Source organism: Corallococcus sp. CA053C, from assembly GCF_003611675.1.
In the GTDB taxonomy this organism is placed as follows: domain Bacteria; phylum Myxococcota; class Myxococcia; order Myxococcales; family Myxococcaceae; genus Corallococcus.
In genome coordinates this window covers 1-21,080 of the sequence record NZ_RAWA01000137.1, presented here as the reverse complement: position 1 = coordinate 21,080, position 21,080 = coordinate 1, and the positions used below count along the sequence as shown (strand labels likewise).

At 69.5% G+C, this 21,080-nt stretch carries 18 protein-coding genes; 3 read left to right on the top strand and 15 right to left on the bottom strand.

Annotated elements, in window-relative coordinates:
* On the bottom strand, positions 1-761 hold a 761-nt coding region (locus D7V97_RS19470; protein WP_199728865.1), incomplete at its 3' end, for a hypothetical protein.
* 91 nt (positions 762-852) lie between these two features.
* On the opposite strand from D7V97_RS19470, the gene D7V97_RS19465 reads away from it, so the two are divergent.
* Genes D7V97_RS19465 through D7V97_RS19455 form a run of 3 tightly spaced genes read left to right on the top strand, consistent with a single transcriptional unit; the run spans position 853 to position 5,670 of the window.
* On the top strand, positions 853-1,611 hold the full coding sequence (locus D7V97_RS19465) for a general secretion pathway protein GspE (protein ID WP_233582982.1): 759 nt from the start codon (positions 853-855) through the stop codon (positions 1,609-1,611).
* Positions 1,612-1,618: 7 nt separating this feature from the next.
* Positions 1,619-3,550 (top strand): hypothetical protein, encoded by a 1,932-nt coding sequence (locus tag D7V97_RS19460; RefSeq protein WP_120612151.1) that lies wholly within the window; start codon positions 1,619-1,621, stop codon positions 3,548-3,550.
* The gene (locus tag D7V97_RS19455; RefSeq protein ID WP_120612150.1) at positions 3,547-5,670 is read left to right on the top strand and encodes a hypothetical protein; all 2,124 of its coding nucleotides are present in this window, start codon (positions 3,547-3,549) and stop codon (positions 5,668-5,670) included. The genes D7V97_RS19460 and D7V97_RS19455 overlap by 4 nt, the downstream gene beginning before the upstream one ends.
* 16 nt (positions 5,671-5,686) lie before the next feature.
* Here the strand turns inward: D7V97_RS19455 and D7V97_RS19450 are convergent, their stop codons facing one another.
* The 14 genes from D7V97_RS19450 to D7V97_RS44185 all read right to left on the bottom strand — a co-directional run.
* Positions 5,687-6,199 carry a hypothetical protein gene (locus D7V97_RS19450; protein ID WP_120612154.1) on the bottom strand — a complete coding sequence of 171 codons (513 nt, stop codon included), beginning with the start codon at positions 6,197-6,199 and terminating at the stop codon, positions 5,687-5,689.
* Positions 6,196-10,017, bottom strand: a complete 3,822-nt coding sequence (locus tag D7V97_RS19445; RefSeq protein WP_120612149.1) for a type VI secretion IcmF C-terminal domain-containing protein — start codon at positions 10,015-10,017, stop codon at positions 6,196-6,198. The genes D7V97_RS19450 and D7V97_RS19445 overlap by 4 nt, the downstream gene beginning before the upstream one ends.
* 2 nt (positions 10,018-10,019) lie before the next feature.
* A complete protein-coding gene (locus tag D7V97_RS19440) occupies positions 10,020-10,352 on the bottom strand; it encodes a hypothetical protein (RefSeq protein WP_233582981.1) in 333 nt (110 codons plus the stop codon).
* Complete coding sequence (locus D7V97_RS19435; protein WP_120612148.1) at positions 10,349-10,990, bottom strand: DotU family type IV/VI secretion system protein; 642 nt, start codon at positions 10,988-10,990, stop codon at positions 10,349-10,351. The genes D7V97_RS19440 and D7V97_RS19435 overlap by 4 nt, the downstream gene beginning before the upstream one ends.
* A gap of 11 nt (positions 10,991-11,001) precedes the next feature.
* Entirely contained in the window at positions 11,002-12,648 is a 1,647-nt protein-coding gene (locus tag D7V97_RS19430) for a type VI secretion system baseplate subunit TssF (protein WP_120612147.1), read from the bottom strand.
* 49 nt (positions 12,649-12,697) lie between these two features.
* The gene (locus D7V97_RS19425; protein WP_120612146.1) at positions 12,698-13,300 is read right to left on the bottom strand and encodes a hypothetical protein; all 603 of its coding nucleotides are present in this window, start codon (positions 13,298-13,300) and stop codon (positions 12,698-12,700) included.
* Between the two features lie 25 nt (positions 13,301-13,325).
* The gene (locus D7V97_RS19420; protein WP_120612145.1) at positions 13,326-14,996 is read right to left on the bottom strand and encodes a hypothetical protein; all 1,671 of its coding nucleotides are present in this window, start codon (positions 14,994-14,996) and stop codon (positions 13,326-13,328) included.
* Positions 14,996-15,385, bottom strand: coding sequence for a GPW/gp25 family protein (locus D7V97_RS19415; RefSeq protein WP_120612144.1), 390 nt, complete (start codon positions 15,383-15,385; stop codon positions 14,996-14,998). Before D7V97_RS19415 ends, D7V97_RS19420 begins: the two co-directional genes overlap by 1 nt.
* Positions 15,386-15,389: 4 nt before the next feature.
* Positions 15,390-16,643: a type VI secretion system baseplate subunit TssK gene (gene tssK, locus D7V97_RS19410; protein ID WP_120612143.1), complete on the bottom strand. Its 1,254-nt coding sequence runs from the start codon at positions 16,641-16,643 to the stop codon at positions 15,390-15,392.
* An 84-nt stretch (positions 16,644-16,727) separates the two neighbouring features.
* Positions 16,728-17,309, bottom strand: a complete 582-nt coding sequence (locus D7V97_RS19405; RefSeq protein WP_120612142.1) for a hypothetical protein — start codon at positions 17,307-17,309, stop codon at positions 16,728-16,730.
* 52 nt (positions 17,310-17,361) lie between these two features.
* Positions 17,362-18,849, bottom strand: coding sequence for a type VI secretion system contractile sheath large subunit (tssC, locus tag D7V97_RS19400; protein WP_120612141.1), 1,488 nt, complete (start codon positions 18,847-18,849; stop codon positions 17,362-17,364).
* A 38-nt stretch (positions 18,850-18,887) separates the two neighbouring features.
* Entirely contained in the window at positions 18,888-19,538 is a 651-nt protein-coding gene (gene tssB, locus D7V97_RS19395) for a type VI secretion system contractile sheath small subunit (RefSeq protein ID WP_120612140.1), read from the bottom strand.
* A 135-nt stretch (positions 19,539-19,673) separates the two neighbouring features.
* Positions 19,674-20,570: a hypothetical protein gene (locus D7V97_RS19390; RefSeq protein WP_120612139.1), complete on the bottom strand. Its 897-nt coding sequence runs from the start codon at positions 20,568-20,570 to the stop codon at positions 19,674-19,676.
* A 14-nt stretch (positions 20,571-20,584) separates the two neighbouring features.
* Positions 20,585-21,080: type VI secretion system protein IglI family protein (locus D7V97_RS44185; protein ID WP_304988512.1), on the bottom strand; the 496-nt coding region annotated here is incomplete at its 5' end.

The following is a 21,080-nucleotide window of genomic DNA, read 5'->3' as shown; positions in this document are numbered from 1 at the left end:
GCCGGCGGGGTGACGGCGGAGGGCACGGTGTCCGGGGCGGTGTTGCCCGTGGGCGCGGAGCCCTTGCGGTTCTTGGGCGTCATGTCCTTCACGAACATGTCCGCCACCTGATCCAGCAGCGCCGTCATCGCCAGGCGGAACAGCTCCGGCTCCTTGCCGACCTTGAACGGATCCAGGTGCGGCGCGCCCTGATCCACCGCGTCCAGGTCGAACGTCCGGTGCCACAGCTCGGAGCGGCCATCCACGCGGAACATGCGCCCGTAACCCTTGAGGTAGGCGCCCGCGTGCCCGTCCTCGCTGCGCATGCCGAAGTCCTGGATGACGAACTCCACGATGGTGTCCGCGCCCAGCGGGGCCATCAAGTCATAGTCCGGGGCGTTGGCGGGCACCTCCTCCACGAGGAAGCTCTCCAGCGCGGAGGCGACCCGGGCCGGGTCCACCGCGTCCGTCCAGGGGGCCTCTTCCGGGAGGCGGGACAGGGTGGTGACGCGCAGGCGTTCGGAGAGCTCGAAGCGCGTCACGGCCTGTTGCAGCTTCACGGTGAGGCGCCGGTCCGCTTCCTTGTCCTCCAGCTTCTTGAGCTTGCCCGAGTAGGCGCCGTCCTCGCGGAACACGAGGCTCTTGGGGCCCGCGCCGTCCTCGATGCGGGAGATGAAGGCCGGCCGCTGGACCCGGTCCAGGTCGGAGCCGGAGAGCTGCTGCGAGGCGCAGCCGACAGTGAAGGCCAGGAGGATTGCCGCGAGAAGAGGGCTTCGCACCATGGAGGCAACGCTAACCCATCCCCGGGCCCCTGGCCTGTTTGCGACCCACCGAAGGGCCCGGGACCGGGCCTGGCTGCTATGCTGCCCGGCCGTGAATGCTCCCCCTTCCGTCCCCCCCGGCCCGGGCCCCAACCGCAAGCGGCGGCTCGGGGAGATATTGAGTGACGCCGGCCTGCTGACCGAAACGCAGCTGCGCGCCGCGCTCGCCGAACAGCGCAAGTGGGGCGGCCGCCTGGGGCTCACCCTGGTGCAGATGGGCTACGTGGACGAGAACTCCATGGTCCACGCGCTGTCGCGCCAGCTCGCCATCCCCACGGTGGATCTGGATCGGCACGTCCCCTCTCCGCCCGCCCTCCAGGCGCTGCGCGTGGACATCGCCGAGCGCTACACCGTGTTCCCCATCGCCGTGGACCCCGCGACGAAGACGCTCACGGTGGCCACGTCGGATCCCACCAACGTGGAGTCGCTCCAGGAGCTGTCCTTCCACGCCGCCCAGCGCCTCCAGGTGGTGGTGGCGAGCGCGTCCTCCATCGAGCGCGCCATCCGGCACCACTACCACGGCGAGGTCACCTCCTCGGCCGCCACGCCGCTGAGCTTCGGCATGGAGGAGGTCACCTTCGAGCTGGCCCCGCCGCAGCAGGTGGAGGCCGTCCCCACGCCGCCGCCGCGCGCCCAGGGCCCGGCGCCGCGCGACGCGGAGCTGACGTCGAAGGTGGAGGCGCTCGCGCAGCAGGTGGCGGACCTGGAGCGCATGGTGGCGCAGCAGGCCCGGGTGATGCGCGGGATGATGGAAGCCCTGGAGGCCCGAGGCGCGCTGACGCGCGAGGAGGTCCAGGCGAAGGCCCGGTAACGACGGCATGGCGCTCCTCTTCCCCTTCAATGAAAAGCTGAAGCTGGAGCTGACCGTCACCGCGGCGGAGACCGCGTTCACGATCCCCGGCGGCCAGGTGCAGGCCTTCTCCCTGCGGATGACGCCCACGGGCTTCACGGGTTCGCTGACGTTCTGGACGTCGCTGGAGAAGGCGGACGCGGCGCTGCTCACCGCGTTCAGCAAGCCGGACCTGGTGCGCGTGCGGCTGGCCCTGTCCGGGGTGTACGACCCGCCGCCCACGCCGCTGGTGGTCCAGGGCCTCGTGACGCAGAAGCGCGTCGCGGGCTCGGCGCACGGCAACAAGGACGGCGTCGCGGTGGCCTTCCGTCAGTACACGGTGGAGTTCGCGGACCCCGCGCGGGTGCTCTGGAAGCAGCACCGCCCGGTGGAGCTGCACACCGGCAAGAAGGTGTCGGAGCTGTTGGACCTGCACAAGCCGGGCGGCCTGCTGCTCACCTACGACTGGGACGCGTTGGAGTCGAAGCAGGCGCTGGTGTGCCTGGGCATCGGCGATGACCACCCGTCCGCGAGCTTCTACGACTTCGTGCTCTGGTACGTGGACACGCGCGGCGGCGTGCTGACGTACGCGAGCCCCACGGACACGTACACGTTCTCCGCGAAGAAGCCCGCCACGGGGACGGTCGCGGCGCTCAGCCGCAAGCACGTGGAGCGCGTGGACGTGGAGCTGCCCCCCGTCATCCGGCACAGCACCCGGGTGCTCAACGGCTTCGGGGCCGCGCCGACCACGGTGGCGCTGGAGCAGGCGCAGGCGGTGGCGGGCATCCAGCACGACATGCTGGTGCGCACGCCCATCGCGGCGGAGGCCGAGCAGCGCCAGTCGCGGGAGAAGGAGCGCCTGCGCCTGCGCAAGCGACGCCTGCGGCTGACGTTCCACGACGTGCCCCCGCTCGCGCTGCACCCGGGTGCGCTGATCAAGCTGGACGGCCCGCTCTGGAGCCCGGACCTCACCGGCCTGGGCGAGGACCTGCGCGTGGCGGAGCTGTCCTTCGACGGCGTGGGCCTCCAGACCGGTGCGCACGACGGCCAGCAGGAGCCGACGGCGGGCTACGAGGTCACGCTGTCCGTGCTCCTGGAGCAGAAGTCGGATCCAGTGCCGGAGCTGCCCGCGTACCGGCTGCCCCACTACCCCATCTACGTCGAGGGCAAGGTGCACAGCCCTGGCGGCGAGGCCACGGACCGCATCTACCTCCAGGTGGATGATCCGAAGACGTCGGTGTCGAACTGGCGGGTGACGGTGCCGCTCTGGAACAAGACGGTGAGCGTGCCCGCGGAGCCCGGCCTGTTCCCGGGCACGTTCTACTTCCCGCCGTACAAGAACGAGCGCGCGCTGGTGGCGCTGCACTTCGACCACGCGGCGCTGCACCGCTTCCTGGACTGGGGCGGGGGCGTGCGCATGCCCCAGGACAGCCAGGGGGATCAGCTCCTCTTCGGCAAGAACGGCACGAACCAGACGGCGATGACGCACGACTACCAGGACGCCAAGCCGGTGTGGAACCTGGGGCGGGTGAACTCGAACGACACGGAGATCGTCCGCATCTCCGAGGGCCGGCTCCTCATCCAGACGAAGGAGGAGCCCGGCGGCGCGGCGACCACGCCCACGTATGACGTGACGCCGCAGGTGGAGACCGCGAAGGGCGACCTCACCGCGGGCGTGGACGGCGCGGTGGGTGAGACGACGGCGGCCTACTCGGCGTCCATGGCGACGGCGAACGCCAAGATCAACGCGGCCTCCGAAGAGACGGGCGCGGCGCTCTCCGCGGCGGAGGCGAAGGTGAAGGGCCAGGCCGCCGAGTCCCGCGCGAAGCTGACGGGCGCGCTCAACGGACTGGATGGGCAGACCGGCGCCCTCTCCAGCTCCGCCGCTGAAGCCAAGGCCGCGCTGGCGGGGCTGCGATGAACGAGCTGCGAGCGGCGGTGGCGAAGCACAAGGCGACCGTGCAGGGCTTCGGCGCGGGCGTGATGCCGCGCCTCACCACGGCCAAGGGCGAGGTGGAGGCGCTGGCGCAGGGCGTGCTGACCCTCGTCGCCACGCTGCGCCCGACGGTGGACGGGACGATTGGCAAGCTGCTCACGCAGGTGAACGCGGCGAACGTGAAGGTGTTGGACCCCTCCTCCCGCTTCCAGGCGCTCGCGACGGAGGTGCAGGGCCACCAGCAGGCCCTGTCCGCGTCGGGCGCGAAGGCCCGCGCGTCGTCGGAGTCGCTGGGCAAGGAGGCGACAGCGAAGAGCCAGGGGTTCGAGGCGCAGGCGAAATCGTCCGCCGAGTCCTCCCAGGGCCAGCTCACCGCGCTCCAGCAGCAGGTGGCCCAGCGCTGCGACGCGGACAAGCAGTCCTTCGACGCGAAGCTGAAGAACCGGAAGGGTTCGAAGGCGGAGACGGAGGCGCGCCGCGCGCAGGGCTACGCGCTCATCGAACAGACGCGCACGCAGCTCACCCAGGACCTCCAGGGCGTGGGCTCCACGCTCGCGGCGGCGCTGGCCGCGGTGCTGGTGCGCCTTTCCACGTCGCGCGATACGGCGACGGGAAAGAGCACGCAGCTCTCCGCCCTGGTGGACGGCGCGGTGAACGACCCGGTCCGCGCGCTGGCCGCGCTGCACCAGGAGATCGTCAACGCGGGCAAGACGACGCAGCAGGCCCACCAGACGCAGCAGTCCGCGCTGGAGACGCAGAAGAAGACGCTCGCGGATCAGGTGAAGGCCGCGGCGGCGACGGCGGCCGGCATCGTGGACCCGGTGGACACCCAGGTGGCCCCGACGCTGACGACGGGCAAGACGCAGGCGTCGGGGACGCTGGAGACGCTGGGCAAGACGGTGGGCGGTCAGGTGGCCACCGTGACGGCGCAGCTGGTGGCGGTGGAGCAGCTCATCGACCAGGTGCAGAAGCGCATCGAGGCCGCCATCACCCAGGTGAGCACCACCATCGACGGGCTGGTGACGGGCACCCTCACGGCGGTGGAGACCCTCAAGGCGCCGCTGAAGCAGACGCTGGACGCGGCCTTCACCACGCTGGACACGCTGGTGGCCAGCATCAGCGCGCTCAAGCAGCAGGTGATGGCGCTGTTCGAGGCCCTGCCCCAGGCGCTGGAGCAGATCCAGACCCTCTTCCAGCAGATTGTCGGCTCGCTGGAGGCGCTGCTGGAGCGCGCCCTGGGCCTGCTGGACGCCATCCCCGCCGCGGACCTGCCCAAGCCCCTGGTGACCCCGGCGGTGCAGGGCATCAGCCAGGTGGTGGGGCAGATCACCACGCAGTTGGGGACCATCTCGGCCCAGGTCGGCAGCCAGCTCCAGTCGGTGACGCAGACCATCGTCTCGCAGGTGGAGACGGTGCAGACCCAGGCGCAGACGCAGATCGACACGGCCACGAACCAGGTCGTCACGCAGATGGGCACGCTGACTCAGTCCGTGCTCCAGGCCATCGAGCAGGCCACGGCCCAGGTGTCGCAGGTGATCGCCACGGGCGTGACGCAGATTGGCACCGCGAAGGAACAGGGCGTCCAGCAGATCAAGGCCATGCAGCAGCAGGTGGCCGCGCGGGTGACGCCGCTGGACACGCAGGTGCCCCAGAGTCTCCAGGCCCTGGACACGCAGGTGGGCGCCGGCATCGCCGCGGCCGTGCAGGCCATGAAGACGACGCGCGCGACGGCGGAGGGTCAGGTGACGTCCGCGAAGGGCCAGCTGGATTCGCACCTGGGCACGACGAACACGTCCGTCACGGCCGCGCTGGCCTCCTTGGAGCAAGCCCGCGCCCGCGCGGAGACGGCGCTCGCCACCCAGATGGATCAGGCCCTGGCGGCGTTCAAGCAGCGGGCGGAGTCCACGAAGGCGAGCGCCCAGGCGCAAGTGGACGCGGCCACCAGCGACGCCACCACGTCGAAGCCCCAGCTCCTCTCCCCGCTCGACGCGATTGGCACCCAGCTGGGGGCGGGGGCCTTCGCGAAGCCGGTGGGCGCGGCGAACGGCCGCGTGACGGCGGCGCTCCAGGCACTGGGCCCGCGGCTGGACGCGCTCGCCTCCTGACGGACGGCGCTGCTGGCTACTTGGGGGACGCGAGCGACATCGGAGGCTCGGGGGCCTTGGGCGCGGCGGGGGCCTTGGGGGCCTCCGGAGGCGTGGGCGCCGACTCCTGCGTGGACAGCTGCCTGGGCAGGTCCGTGCGGATGCGGCTCTCCTGCAGCTCGATGTCCACCGTCTTCGGCACCGGCACATCCAGCAGGGCCTGCCATGCACCATTGGGCGTGGTGAAGAGGAAGCTCACCGCCACCGCCTGCTCCGGCGGCAGGGGGATCTTCACCTGCTTCGTGCGGCTGGGGTAGATGACCACCGTCTGCAACACGGACTCGTCCGGGCTGATGACCTTGGCCGCGACGTCCGCGTAGCCCTCCGTCATCGTCGTCTTCGACACCGTGCGGATCAGCATGTACAGCGGCCGGCCCTGGTTGGTGCCCGCCGGGGCCTTGATGTTCACCGTCAGGCTGGGCGACGCGCAGCTTCCGCCCACCACCGCCGCGACGAGTCCCGCCGCCAACCGCACCGTCCTGCCCTTCATGGCACCACCCCACGGAATGGCGCCCACGGCTCACCACGCAGCCCGAAGCTGATCTCCAGCACCTTCTCGTTCGCCGCCAGCCCCCGCCCCGGGAGCACCCACACCACGTTCTGCTGATCCGTCAGCGTGGCGGACTCCAGCAGGCGGAAGCAGTTCCATGACGACTCGGACATCTCCATGGAGCGGTAGCGCTTGCCGTCGCGCGTGGGCGAGCGCAGCTCCACGCCAATGGACGACGGCTGCGGGCTCCACCAGCTCAGCGGGAAGTCCCCCCACGCCGGCCGCTGGTTGAACCCGAACGACGCCGCCCCACCGCACTTCAGGTACGACAGCGTCACGAAGCTGTCCGGCGTCGGCGCCGTGGGCAGGGGCAGCGGCCGCACCTGCATGGTGATGGGCCGGGGCTTGCCCTCGTCATCCCAGAGCAGCCGCGACAGGCGGCCCAGCTGGCCCAGCACCGCCAGCATGCGCGGCGGCAGCAGCAGGCGCGACTTCAGCGGCCAGCGCAGGGACCAGTCCGTCCCGCGCTCCTCCACCACCGGCGACAGCACCTGGGTGACGAACTGCCAGAAGGCCCCGTCCTTGCGGCGCAGCACCTCCAGCTCCACCGGATCCACTTCCTGCGACGCGCTGGGGTTGAAGGGGTAGCGCTTCACGAGCGGCTCCAGCGTGCGCCGCGACTGGTAGGCCCACTGCTCCGCGATGACGCGCTCCAGCTCCGCGCGGCCCCGGTTGCGCACGACCACGAAGGGCTGGCGGAACGGCAGCCGGAACTCGCCCACGATGCCGTGCGCATCCAGCCACGCGTCCACCCGGCGCAGGTACGAGTCCTCCTCCTCCAGCAACATGCTCAGCGCCACGCGCCCCACCGGCGACAACATCTCCGCCAGCTGCGAGCCTCCCGCGGCCGTCGTCACGCCCGCGGCCACGGGTGCAGCGGGGTCCTTGGGCGCGGCGGGCTTCGCCGACGCGGGCTTCACGCCGGACAGCTCCTGCTGGAGCTGCGACACCAGCGTGGTGTAGGCCGCCAGCTCCGCGAGGCTGCCGCTCTTGTCCGGCGTCATCAGCGCCACCACCGGCTTGAACGGCGCCACCGCGTCGCGCATCGGGGCGTAGTACTCGCTCTCCAGGGGGCCCACGCTCGCGCGGCCCGCCACGTCGCGCAGCATCGCCTCCAGCGCGGACGACGGCTGGAGCAGCGCCGCCAGGTCACTGGTCAACGCGCCCCGCGTGGTGCGGAAGCGGTAGCCCCGGTAGCTGGCGTAGAGGTCCTGGCCGTAGCGCTTGGCGAAGGTCTGGACCTTGTTCTGCACGAAGGTGGCGCGCTCCACGGCCTCCTCGCGCGACAGCCGCGACTTGGCGAGCCGCTCCGTGAACTCGTCCACCAGGGGGCTCAGCTGCGCGTCGAACGCGGCCTTTCCGAGGACGCGGCCCACCACCGGCGCCTGTCCGCTGGCGAACTCCGTGTCGTCGTCCCCTGCCCCTTCGCTCGCGACCTCCGACGTCGTCTCCCCCGTGCGCGGGTTGAGCGAGTTGCCGTCGAACGGCGAGCGCCCCGTCTCCTTCAGGTAGCGGAGGATCTTCTCCAGGAGCTGCCGCGACACGTCCACCGGACGGAACTCATAGTCGCGCTTGAGCACCTCCACGGAGTAGCGCGCGTCGCCGTCACTGGGGGCGAAGAGGCCGTCCGCGCGGGTGAGCAGCTCCGCGGCGGTCATCCGCTCGGCGGCGCGCAGCGCGGTGTCCGCCTCGTCCTCCATGCGCAGGATGGCCTCCAGCGTCGGGCGGTTCGCGCGCATCCAGTCCAGCTCGTCCAGCAGGCTGCCCACGCCCTTCAGCTGGCTTGCGTCCGGCTCCGCGTCGGAGGCGTTGATGAGGTCCATCACCTGGCGCGCGGAGTTGAAGGGGGCGCTCTGCTCCAGCGTGGCCCGCAGCTGCTCGCGCTCGTCGCGCATCGCCCGCCACCGGGGCAGGTCCAGCTCCTTCGCCTCCAGCACGGCCTGCAGCTGCAGGAAGTGTTCGCGCCACGGGCCCAGCAGGCCCTCCATCGTGAGCCACACGAAGGGCCAGCGGGTCCACGTCACGTTCTCGTCGAAGGGCTTGTCGCTGGCGATGACGTAGTTGGCGACCATCGGCTGCGCGAGCCCCATGGCGTCCAGCCAGTTGTTCTCCTTGCCCTCGCCGGCCAGGCTCAACCCGAAGGCCTCCGCCGTCCAGCCCAGCTCCTTCTTGCTCTCCCCTCGCACGCTCTGGATCACGAACCGGCCCAGGTCCTCGTTGCGGGAGGCGTACAGGATGCCAAGCGTGTACAGCGCCTGCTCCGGACGGCAGAGCGTCTCCTGGTGGCAGCTCTCGTGCTCCGGCGTCACCTGGAGGGGCACGGCGCGCGTGGCGCGGGCGTTGAACACCGGCGCGGGCTGGCAGCCGGGGATGCGCGCAGGGCAGCGCCGGCACTGGTCCTGGCACTTCTCCAGCATCGGCTTGAAGTAGGACATCCGGATGCTGCGCGCGAGCCGGGCCCGCAGCTCCGCCCACTCGTCGGTGAAGCTGTGGGCCAGGGGTGGCCAGTAGCGCGTGGCGCCCCACAGGTCCTCCATCGCCTTCACCGCTTCGGTCGTCTGTCCCTGCACCACGGAGCCGGAGACGTTCTGGTTGCGCTCCTCCAGCCGCATCACCGTGACCTGGAACGCGTCCAGCTTGTCCTGCGCGCGCACGAGCAGCCGGTAGAAGTGCGCGTACGCCAGCAGCACCGGCAGGCACCCCAGCGCGACGATGACCGCGCACCGGCGCAGGTGCGTCCACCGGTAGCGCGCGATGAGCTGATCCGGCGGCTGCGCCGAGTGCACCGCGAGCGCGCCCGCCGCCCGCTGATCCGCCACGTTCGACGACAGGTACACGCGCTCCAGCTTCAGGGGGAACGCCAGCGACCCGCTCTCCACCAGCGTGGACACGAAGCGCCCGAGCACCGCGAACGCGTCGCCGCCGCGCGAGTAGAACGACGCCAGCCGCTCGAAGGCGTCCGACGACAGCGTGGTGAGCCCCAGCGCCAGGTACTTCTCCAGCGACTGGAGCGCGTTCGCGAGCTCCCCTTCCCTCCCGGGCGGAGGCACCGGCAGCTCCAGCGGCACGCCGTGCTTCTGCATCAGCTGCGCGAAGTCCGCGAAGCCCTCCAGCGCGTCCATGTGCGTCAGGGACAGCCGCGTCTCCACGGACGCCTGACACACCTCCGCGAGCAGGTTCACCTTGCCGCGCAGCAACTGGGTGATGCGCTTCACCTCGTCCGGGGACGTGTCCAGCAGCCACCGCACGTCCAGCACGATGACGGCCCGGCCCACGTGGCGCCGGCCGAAGCTGGCCTTCCACAGCCGGCGGAGCGCGGCGCGGGCATGGGCCGAGCCGTCCTCCAGCACTGGCGCGGACACCTCCTGCACCACGACCTCCGGCCCCAGGTACATCTGGAGCAACGGATCATCCGTGAAGCTGGGCATGAACTGGCGCGCCTGCCGCCGCCAGTCCACCTCCACGTCGATGAGCTTCGTCTTGCCGCTGCCCGCGGGCCCCAGCACCACCAGCGTGGGGAAGTCCCGCACGGACGCGCGGTAGCGCCACGGCAGCGCGCGCAGGAACCGCTTCCGGATGGCCAGCAGCTGCCCCGACGCCAGCGGCTTCTGCCCGCCCGTGAGCGCCGCCGGCTGCCGCTGCCGCTTGCGCCACCACAGCGCCACGCCCACGCCGATGGCGCCCAGCACCACCACGATGCTCAACGCGAGCACCCAGTGGGCCTTCAACGCCACGCCGATGGACTGGAGCACCCCCACGGTCAGCTGCTTCCCTGTCCGCTGGCACGCGCGGCCAGCTGAAGCGCCTCCAACACGTCCTCCGCCTCTTCCAGGGTGGCGGACAGCTTCGCCCGCAGCTTCTCCTGCTCCTGCGGCGACGGCAGCATCCCGTCCCCGGGCGGCTCCAGCACGACGAGCCCCTGGCGCACCTCATCCAGCAGCGGCTGCGCGCCCTCGCGCAGCGTGCCCAGCTCCGCGCCCACCTGCCGCTCCAGCAGATCCAACAGCGCCAGGGCCTTGGGCTTCGGAGGCGCGGGGGGCTGCGTCGGGGCCGGGGACGGCGCGCGGCCGTCGCGTGTGGGAAAGGGCCTCAATTGGAGGCCCACCACAGGAAGACAGGCAGCCCCAGCACGATGGCGGCCGTCGCGGCGTAGTAGTGCCAGGGGAAGTTGTAGACGGTGGGCGGCCCCGTCTGCACCACCGGCATCGCCTGCGGCAGGGACGCGGGCTGCGGGATGCGCTCGGCGATGCGGTCCTTGTAGTCGCGGATGCGCTCAGGCTGCCCCACGAGGCGTCCGGTGAAGCCGGCGGCGAGGCAGAAGCGGAACATTTCAAAGACGATGGGCGGCGTGTCGTTGCGGCGCAACTTCTCGTCCACGAAGTCGTAGAAGAGGTCTCCGCCCGAGTCGACCTGGAACTGGTTCTGCTGCAGGAGCGGCCAGAGATGTTGCTCCGCGTCCGACAGCCGGCGCAGCACCCACTCATCCAGGAAGTAGACGAAGGGACGGATCAGGTCCTCCACCTCGTCCGGCCGCAGCTCCGCGCCGAAGGCCGCGCGCAACAGCTCCAGCTCCACGAGCAGCGCCTGGGCCAGGTGATCCAGCGCGTCCTGCCCCACCCTGCCCTGGGGACGGCGCGCGCCGGGGGCGGGCTCGGCGGGCAGGGCCCGGTCGAGGAGCTGGCGCACGCGGCGCTGCGCGGCCAGAAGCGAATTCCATAGCTCCAGTTTCATGATGGTGAGCGCTACGTCGGTAGCTGCAGCGGCCCCAATCCCGCCACCGAGGCTCGCAAGTCCACCGAGGCCTCGTTGTTCCAAGCATCAAGCAGGTCCCGCAGTTGCTCAAGAAAGCAGATGACGACAGGCTCGAAGCTCAAGTCGAACGGCTCCATGACGGCCTCGTAGGCGTGCCGGATCCCGGAGCCCTTGAGGGCGCTGTCGGGCACGACACTGAACTTCAGCTCCTTGAGCCAGGGAAGGACGCGGCGGAACGGGCTCTCCGCGGGCGTCCCCAGGTGACCCAGCAGGGCGACCACCTCGTCCCGGCCCAGCGTGGCCTTCGCCTTCCAGGCGAGGAACTGCGTCAGGGCCTCCACGTCATCCCGTAGCACGCTGTCGCGGTGGGGCTGGAGGCTGCCCACCGTCTGCCATTTCAAGCCCTCGATGTGCCTGCCCGGCACCGACACCTCCACCCTGCCCGCCGCCTGCGAGGAGAACTGCGGCTGGTGCCACAGCGCTTCCAACACGATCTTGCGCGGCGCGGTGAACGCCTCCGGCATGCGCACGATGAGGCTCTGCCGCGACGTGAGCTTCTCGTCGAAGGTCTCGTCCACCTCGTAGCTGGGCCCCTTGCCGGGCAGGAAGGCCGGGCGCAGCGGGGACAGGCCCGCCTTGGTCATCTCGAAGACGCCCGTCACCGAGTGCAGGCTGAACTCGCGCCCCGCGCTCATGCTGAGGATGGGGTGCTCCGCGCGGGTGCCGTCCGCGACGATGACCTGCGCGGACTCCGCCTTGAGGTTGAGCACCGGCACGGTGAAGAGCTGGAAGAAGTCCGGGTGCAGCGACTTGCCCACCGTCCAGTCCTTGTCCAGGTCCAGGCAGATGCAGAACTTCATCCAGGAGCTGGCGCGCGGCGGCGGCACCTTCACGTGCACGAAGAGCTGCTGCTCCGGGAACTGGAAGAAGGCGCGCAGGCGCTGGAACGGGTGCGCGTAGACGGACGCGTCGTCTGGCGCGGGCGGGTCGCGGTTGAAGGACACCTCGCACGGGCTGCCCACGGAGTGCTCGTCCGCGGACTCGTCGTACACCACGCTCACCTGCTGGATGTGTTTGCGCAGCGCGTGGAACACCGCCAGCGACGAGCGGTAGTCGTCCAGGTGCCGCACATGCAGGCTGAGCAGGTCGATGGGGTCCTTGCGCGCGAAGCGGGACTCGAAGCGGAGGATCAGCCGGTGGCCGCTGCGCACCTGGGGCACCACGTCCGTGGCCTTCAGGAAGATGGGCAGCACGCGCAGGTCGCGCTGGAGGCGGAACGAGCCGGCCACCCCTTCCGCGGGCGTCAGGCGCAGCTCCGTGCCCCGGGTGAGGAGCACCGGCTCCACCATCTTCTCCGTGGGGACGGCCTGCGCCATGGCGGCGGCGGGCACGGGCTCCAGGAGGAAGTCGAAGAAGCCCGCGAAGAGCCGGCGCCAGGTGGAGCGCAGGTTGTGCAGCGTGGCGTGCCGCGTCTGCACGGAGAAGAACGCCATCGCCTCGATGAGGCGGCGCACGTCCGGATCCTCGCGGTCCAGGGGGGCGGCGGGGTGACGCTCCTGGAAGCGCTGCCGGAAGCGCTCCAGCCCGTCCAGCTCCGACAGGAAGTCGAGGTAGATCTTCTCCGAGAAATCCTTCACCGCCCGCTCTCCCGCCGTACGTCGAACAAATGGGGTTCCATCCGCTGCGTCAGCCCAGCTTCACCAGCGAGCCGCCCACGCTGGTGATGGAGCCCTTGAGGTTGGCCATGCCGCTGGCCTCCAGGTCGAGCTTGCCGGTGGCGGTCACCTTGGTCATCGCCCCGGACATCTCCGCCGTCGTCTTGCCGGCCAGCTTCAGCGTCACGCCGTCCACCTTGGCCTCGCCGCCGGACGTCACCATCTCCGCGCCCATGTTCCCCTTCATGGCCAGCTTGGACGTGGCTTCGATGTTCACGTTGGCGCTGGAGGCGAGCTTCGCGTCGCTGGTGGCCGTCTGGGTGAGCTTCGCGCTGCTGGTGAAGGTCATGTCCTTCGTGCTCTTCACCGTGAGGGTGTCCTGGCTGGTCCACTGCGACACGCCCTTGGACTTCATGGTGATGGTGTCGGTGTCGAAGGTGAGGTCCTTCACGGTGACGACGATGCTGTCCTGCTTCTGCACGAAGGTGCTCGTCTCCTGGGGGCCCTTCACCGTGATGGTGATGCTGGTGCCGTCCATGACCACGGTCTGGGTGATTTGATCGTCCGCGTTGTCGACCTGGACGGTGATGCCCTTCACCTTGTCCAGCTCGATCTTGCAAACCAGCGTCCCCATCAGTCCTCCCCGTCCGCGGTCGTGCTCACGTGGACTCTTCCTTCACCAGGATGAGCAGCGTGCCTTCCTTCAGTTCAATCTTCTCCGTGTCGGACGCGTTCGTGCGCTGGAGTCGGAGCACCGGCTTGTTGTCGTCGTAGAAGTGGCGCATGGACGTGCCGTTCTCGGTCGTCTTGCCCACGAGCAGGTGCACGCCCTGCCCGTCCGACGGCAGCCGCGCCCCCGCGCGCCAGTCCAGGTGCCGCTTGAGCCACGCCCGCTGGAAGTCCAGCGCCACCAGCACGCGCGCGCCCTTGTAGGCCGGGAAGTAGAAGTGCCCGGGCAAGAGGTTCGCGTTGAAGGGCACCTGGATGATCTGGTTGGCGAAGAGGGGCATCTTCACCTTGTAGCTGTCCAGCGACGTGGCCGTGTCCGTGTACGCCTGCCACGTCTCGTGCGTCTCCTCGCCCACCTCGCTGACGATGAGCCCTTCGACGAAGCGCGGGTACACCGGCGTGACGAACGCGGGCAGGTCCACGTGCAGCTCGTCCTTGCGCTCCAGGCGCGTGGTGAGCGTGAACAGGTAGCGGCTGTCCGGCGAGGGGCGCCGCGCGTCGTCTCCGCCCTCGCCCTCCCCTTCCCCGGCGTCCTCGGGCGGCAGGGGCTCCGCGCGCAGCGTCATCCGGCGCACCCGGAAGGTCTCCGTGGCGGGCACGCCGGACGCCACCCACCCGGCCGTCTGGGGCAGCTTCACCAGCGCGCCGGGCGCGAAGGCCACCGTGGGGAAGCGGTTCCACTCCAGGTCCACTTCCAGGCCGCGCACCTTGAGGCGCGCCGTCTCCAGCGTCACCCGCTTCTGCACGTCGTCCGCGATGTCCGTGCGCAAGAGCACGTCCTGGCGGATGCCGGTGACGGCCTTGGCGTTGGTGATGGCCCGGTTGCTGGGGCTCTCCGCGGCGGCGTTGAGGATGGCCACGTCGTGGCGCACCACCTCCGGGAACACCACCGTCACGGTGTCCACGTCCTCCGCGCGCAAGTTGAGCGGCGTGCCGGTGGCGGCCTTCGCCGCGCGCAGCTGGTAGCCCTGTGCCGTGTAGTCGTACGCCAGCACCCCGTTGCGCGCGTGCACGAACCACACGACGAAGTCGTAGAAGCTGGCCCCCGACTCCGGGGACAATCCCAGAAAGAGCAGCGGACAGGTGGCCGCGAGCGCCGCGTCCCAGTCGTTGGCGAGGGCGATCTTGTCGCCCTTGTGCGCGTCCAGCACGTCCTGCACGGTCTTCTGCGTGTAGAGCGCGCACGGGAAGTGCTGCGTCCACAGGAGCCGCGCCGCGTCCACGAAGCGCACGGTGTAGTGGCGGTAGGTGATGGCCGCGCCCTTCGCCTGCGCGACGGTCTCCTCCGAGAGGGCCTTGTCCAGCCCCAGCCCCTTCACCTTCAGCGACGTGTACGTGGGCTTCGTCGCCGTGTCGGAGTGCACCGCCTTGAGCTCCAGCGCCACCTCCACCAGGTCCGGCTTGAGGAAGTCCGCGAGCAGCTTGTCCTTCTTCTGCCCGCCGTGCGCCGTCTCGTCGAGGACGCGGAACTCCACCCTGCCCTCGTGTCCCCACCCGTGCAGATCCAATTCGAACGCGAGGATGTCCGCCGGGGCGATGGCGTGCGCCGTGCCGCCGATGGTGAGCGTGAGGCCCAGGTCCAGGCGCTCGGCGTGAGCCATCAGGTGTCCTCCACGTGCACGCGCACCTGGCCGGTGACGGTGTGGAACACGATGCGCAGGTGGCAGGGCACGTCGTCGAAGGTGCCCTTGCAGTCGAAGTGCAGCCACAGCTGGCTGTCACGGCCGCGCAGCTTCACGTCCGGGCCCACGAGCCGGGGCTCGTGCTGGGCGATCTCCTGCTGGATCTCCGCGGTGAGCGCTTCCACCAGTTCGCGCGTGCCCAGCTTCTCCGTGTACCCGCCCAGGCCGAAGTCGCGCATGAAGAAGCCGTAGCCGTTCTTCGTGTTCAGCACGGCTTCGATGTTGCGCATCACGTGCGCCAGGCTGTCGCGCACGTTGGGCCGCTGGGTGCGGGCCGCGAACTTGTCCAGGAAGGGGGCGCGGGCCATGGCGTCAGGTCCTCCGCCAGAACAGCGACGTCTGGGCGCCCTTGAGCGCGGGGGGCACGTAGAAGGCCACGCCGTCCTCGCGCAGCGCGTGCTGCCACTCCTCGCCCTTGGTGTCCAGGAGGTGCCAGTCGATCTCCGACCCCAGCGCGTTCGGGACCGCCGTGTGCTCCTTGTAGTCGTGCGCCACGCCCTTCAGGGCCTGCCGGCGCACCAGCGGCAGCCGCGAGGGGCTGGCCAGCTTCACGCCGCCCAGCGGGATGTGCTCGCCGGGCTGGAGGCGCTTGACGAGCAGGTACACCTCGCTGGCGGAGCGGACCTCCGGGGGCAGCGGCGCGCAGACGAACTGCCCGTCCTTCACCACGAAGGCCTTGTGCGTGGAGCGCGTGGCCTCCGGCTGGAAGCTGCGCTTGAGCAGGCGGATCCACCCGTCCAGCCCCTGGACCAGGTCCTCGTGCTGGTACACCGGCATCTGCTCGTCCGGGAGCATCTCCAGGTAGCAGCACGCCTCGAAGTACAGCCGGCGCAGCCCGTCGAACAGGTGGTACGGGTGCACGTACACCTGCCGGAACATGTCCTTGCGCAGCGCGAGCAGGTGCTGCACTTCGAAGAGCGCCCGGCGCGCGTCGGTGACGCGGTCCGGCCGCAGGTACGTGTCCGAGATCTGCGTGAGCAGCTGCTGGCGCACCTGATCCAACAGGTCGTCCAGGGTGTTGAGCAGCTTCTCCAGGAAGGGGTTGGGCCCCACGAGCAGCAGCGCGGGCACCCAGTCCGGAGACGTGCGCCACGCGCCGTCCTCGTCCTGTGACACCGCGGCCAGCCCCAGGGACGCCACCGCCCCGTCCAGCACCGGCTCCGAGGACAGCTGCAGCTTGTGGAGCACGCGCTGGAGCACCGGCGGATCATCCGCGTACAGGCGGATGCCCTCGGCGCTGACCGTCTCCTTCAGCACGTGCAGGTAGACGATGAACTCCGTCTTCCCGATGGCGTCCAGCGACAGCGGCCCGATGACGGCGTTGCCCGGCACGTCCAAGAGGTCGCCCGTCTTGGTGACGACGGTGAGCGCGGAGATGGACAGGCTGCCGCCCGCCAGCAGCGCTTCGTTCCAGGCAAGGTGGGCCACGCCGTAGAACGGCAGGCCGGACAGCGTGGCGTGGAGCCGGATCTCGGCGTCCAGCGCGTCTTCCTGCGCGATGAAGTGCTCGGGAAGGAGGGTCTGGCCGACGTGCCAGCGGACCCGTGCGAGCTTGTACCGCTGCATGCGCCTTTGTCTCTTCTTCGCGCCTGCCAGGCCGGGAGCGAGGGTGCTCCCGGCCCGGGCGCGACTTGATTCCGCTACCGGATGCTAGCTGGCCGTCTCCGTGACGCCCCACTTCTTGGCCAACTTCTTCGTCGACGACGTGGCCAGGTTCAGCGACTGCTCCAGCGCCTGCGGCTTCACGCCGATCTGGAACGTGTAGTTCTTGGGCGACTGCACCTCGCGGGACTCGTTGTCCGCGACGGACATGTTCAGCTCATCGCCGTTCTTCTCCAGCAGGCCCTTGATCTCCGCGTCGAGGAAGTTCGACTTGAAGTACTTCTTGCCGATGGGGTCGTACTCGTAGACGACGTACTTGATGACGACCTCGATGTTGCTGAACTTGCCCAGCAGCATCTCCGCCACGGCCTGCTTGTTCGCCACAGACACCTGGCCGGAGAAGTACATGGCGTCCGTCACGCCCGTATCCCAGAGGTAGTGGTTGAGCACCGCGACGACCTTGTCCGCGATGGCCGCGTCCGGGTTCTCAGGATCCTTGATGGTCTCCTGGTCCGCCTTCAGCGCCACGCCACCGATGGTGAGCGCGGTGATGTAGCCAACGGGGGTCTGCTTGTCCTTCTTGAAGTTGAAGCCCTGATACACATCCAGGTTGCGCGAAAACTGGGGCATCTGTCACTCCAGGGTTGAGGGCAGGCTCTCACCTGCCCAATGGGGGTGCGGCTTAACCGAGCCGCGACTCGAGCATCAGCTCCACGTTGAGGCCTTCGAACTGGATGTGCGGCAGCACCGCCAGCTTGCAGTCGTACCAGCCGATTTCACCAGGGCGCGGGTACACGACGACGCTGCTCGCCTTGAAGGGGAAGCGGCGCACGGTGAGGTCGTCCGGGTTCGCCACGGTGGTGACGTAGTTGGACAGCCACGAGTCCAGCTGGCGCTGGATGTAATCCGCGTCGGCCGTGTTGCCGATGTTGTCGCGCATGATGCACTTCACGTAGTGCGCCAGACGCGTGATGGAGAACGTGTAGGCCAGGTTGGTGACGAGCTGCGAGTTCTCCGAGTCCTTGGGGTCCTTGAACGTCTTGGCGACCTTGGCGGACTGGGTGCTGAAGAACGTCGCGTCGCTGGAGCCCTTCCGGTACACGAGCGGGATGAAGCCGGAGCGCGCGAATTCGTACTCGCGGTAGTCCGGGATGGCGATCTCCACCGGGGCCTTGATTTCATCCTGGCCGCGCAGGGAGAAGGTGTCCACCGGGAGGCCGGTGATGAGGCCACCGCCCTTGGGGCCGCGGATGGACTGGCACCAGCCGGAGATCTCGAACGCCTTCACCATGTTGCGCGCGAGCAGGATGGCGGAGTTGCCCCAGAGGTACTTGTCGGAGTCGCCGCGCGCCTGCTCGGTGAAGTTGAGCACGTCGCACGGGTTCTTGTCCGGGTGCCAGGGCAGGCGCAGCACGTAGCGCGGGAACGTGAGGCCCACGTACGCGGCCTCCTCCGTGTCACGGAACGCGTTCCAGCGGCCGAACCGGGGATGCGCGAGCACGCCCTCCAGGTTCTTGATGGCCTCCATCTCCTCGATGGTCTCGCAGCCGAAGAACTTGTGGCTGACCGCGGAGATGAACGGGGCGTGCGCCGCGTTGGACAGCTTGGCCATGCGCTGCAGCCAGGTCAGGTCCGCGGGCGTGGAGGAGAACTCGTACAGGCCGACGATGGCGCCGAAGGGGCGACCGCCGTACTGGTCGTACTCCTGGATGTAGACCTTGTCGAAGAGCGCGCCGGCGAAGATGTTGCTCGAGTTGTTCTCGAAGTCCTCGGTCAGCTCCTCCTTCGCGACGTCCAGCACGTCGATGGCGATGTTCGCCTTGAAGTTGGTGTGGTTGACCAGGTCCTCCAGGCCGCGCCACGACGACTCCAGCTTCTGGAAGGTCTCGTTGTGGAGGATCTCGTTCATCTGCGCGTCGATCATGCGGTCGATGCGGCTGATGACGTCCAGCACCTGGCCCTTGTCGAAGCGGGCGGTGTTGTCCGGTCCTTCCACCGGCGCGACGTTCTGGAGCAGCGCGGCGACGCTGGAGAGGAAGCGGCTCTCCAGGGTGACCTGCTGCTCGTCGACGACAGCACCGAAGTTGCTGAGGATCATCGGCTCGGACGCCTGGGGCGGATCGAGCCGGACACTGGTGAAGAGGCGCTTCAGGTAGGTGGTCTCGGCCATGGCGGAGTCCTTTTAGAAGTCGAGGGCGGGAAGGAGGATCAGGACGCGGCCGGGGGCTTGGCCCCGGCGGCAACGGTGGCCGCGACGGCGGCGGTGGCAGCGGCGGCCCCGGCGGCGGGCTTGCCAGCGGCGGGCTTGCCAGCGGCGGCGGCGGGCGCGTCCGACTTCGCGGCCACGTCACCCGAAGGCAGGCGCATGCTCTCGTAGCCCTTCAGCTCGTTGAGCAGCTCCTTGAGCGCCTCCGGCTTGGAGAACAGCTCGTAGAGTTCGCGGCGCAGGTCCTTGCGGTTGTCGATGTTCGACTGCATCTCCACCAGGAGCGTCTTGAGCAGGAGCAGCGCCTTGAGCTTCGGCACGTGCTTGACGACCTCGTCCGGGTGGAAGGACTTCATCCGGTCGATGGGGAGCGTGACGTCCAGCTCCGACTCCACATCCGGGTTGATCCGGTTGGGGACCTGGAAGTTGGCGGACATCTTCATGTCCTTCATCAACTCGTCCAGGTTGCGGCCGTCGATGGAGCGCAGGCGGCGCGTCTCCAGGTCACTCTTGCGGTCTTCCGAGGAGCCCAGCGAGAAGTCGCCCAACACCAGCAGACGCAACGGCAGGTTCACCGTCTCCTGCTCGCCGTTGATGGTGGTGCGGTACGTGAGGGTGATGCGGGATTTGGGAAGCTGGTCCTGAATGGCCACGGTGACTCCCTGACATTCGCAGTGCGCCTTTTTCCCCCCGTCCTACTGGAGCCGCCCCGGGAGTACGCCCTGCGTGTGAACAATTACAGCGTAGGCGCGATCAGGAATTCCAGTCAACCAAGCAACATCGCAGGACTAACGGGGTTCTGATGATCGCAGTTGTGCGGTGTCCCCCGAGAACAGGAGGACCTCTTGAGTCTGTTCCGGACCGCCTACCAGCGGCTCGTAGCCCAGGTGGCTGCCGTCCTGGAGCCGCGCGTGGCTGGACTGATCACGCAGCGCGAGGATCACGGCGAGGGCCAGCGGCGTCTCCGCGAGGCTGGGGAAGATGCGGGTGTTGAGGCGGCGGCGGGCCTCCACGGCCCAGGGGATGCCGGCGCCGGAGAAGGGCTCGTTGAGGAACAGCCGCACCTCCACGCCCCCCGTGGGCACGGTGGCGAAGCCGCCCACCGCGCTGCCATCCCCGAGCGCGGCGGCGCCCAGGCGGATGCCCTTGGATTCGATGCGCTGGCGGCGCGTCTCGCGGCGCACCACGACCTCCGCCTCGGGGAACACCTTGGCGAAGAGCCAGTGCAGGCTGCTGGGGCACGCCAGGCGCAACAGGCGCAACCGGTGGGCGGTGGAGTGCTCCCAGCCGGGCAGCAGCGACTCGTCGCGATCCGGGAACTGGCCGGCGAAGCGCGTCCGCAGCAGCAGGTGGTCGAAGTAACCCAGGAAGTCGGCCATCGCGTCGTGTTCCAGCCGGTCCATGGCCTGGAAGAGGAAGGACGGCAGCGGGGTCTGCACGCTGAGCAGGCCCAGGTTGACGGTGATGACCACGCGCTTGCGCGGCTGGCGCGTGAACTCGATGGCGTGCACCAGGTGCTGCTGGCTCACGGTGCTGCGGTGGCTGCGGAACTCCACCTCCGCCTCGCCGTAGCCCTCCTTGGCGAGCAGATCCAACAGGGCCGGCACGTCGAAGCTGCGGATGCGCTCGCTGATGCGCTCCTCGACGGTGAGCTTGCGGCCCGGCTGTTCACGCTCCAGTTCCATGGGAGGGATTGGGGCTATTCCTCGTACTCGGAGGAGGCGCCCCGGGGCGGGCGCTGCTGGGCGGTGAGGAACGCGTCCAGGTCCACGCGGTAGAGCTGATCCAGGGCGCGGAAGCCCAGCGACTCCGTGCCGTGCAGGAGCGGTTCGATGGCGTCCGCGTGCTGGCTCAGGCCGTTGAAGAAGCCGGAGAAGAGCATGGGCAGGTAGACGCGCGGATCAAAGCGCTCCACGGTGGCGAGCACGTCCACGGCGATGACGCTGGCCTTCACGAAGTCCTCGCTCTCCACCAGCGCCTCGAAGGCGGACAGCTTGCGGACGAGCTGCGCGAGCGCGGGCGACATCGGCACGGTGGGCCCCGCGTCGGGGGACTCGGCGCGGGCGGACTTCCCCTTGCCCTTCCCCTTCTTCGGACGGACCTCCTCCTCGTCGTCGTCATCGTCCTCGTCGTCCTCCTCCTCGTCCGGAGCGGCGGAGAGCTGGGGGTCCGGCGGGGGCGCGGCCTCCTCGGGC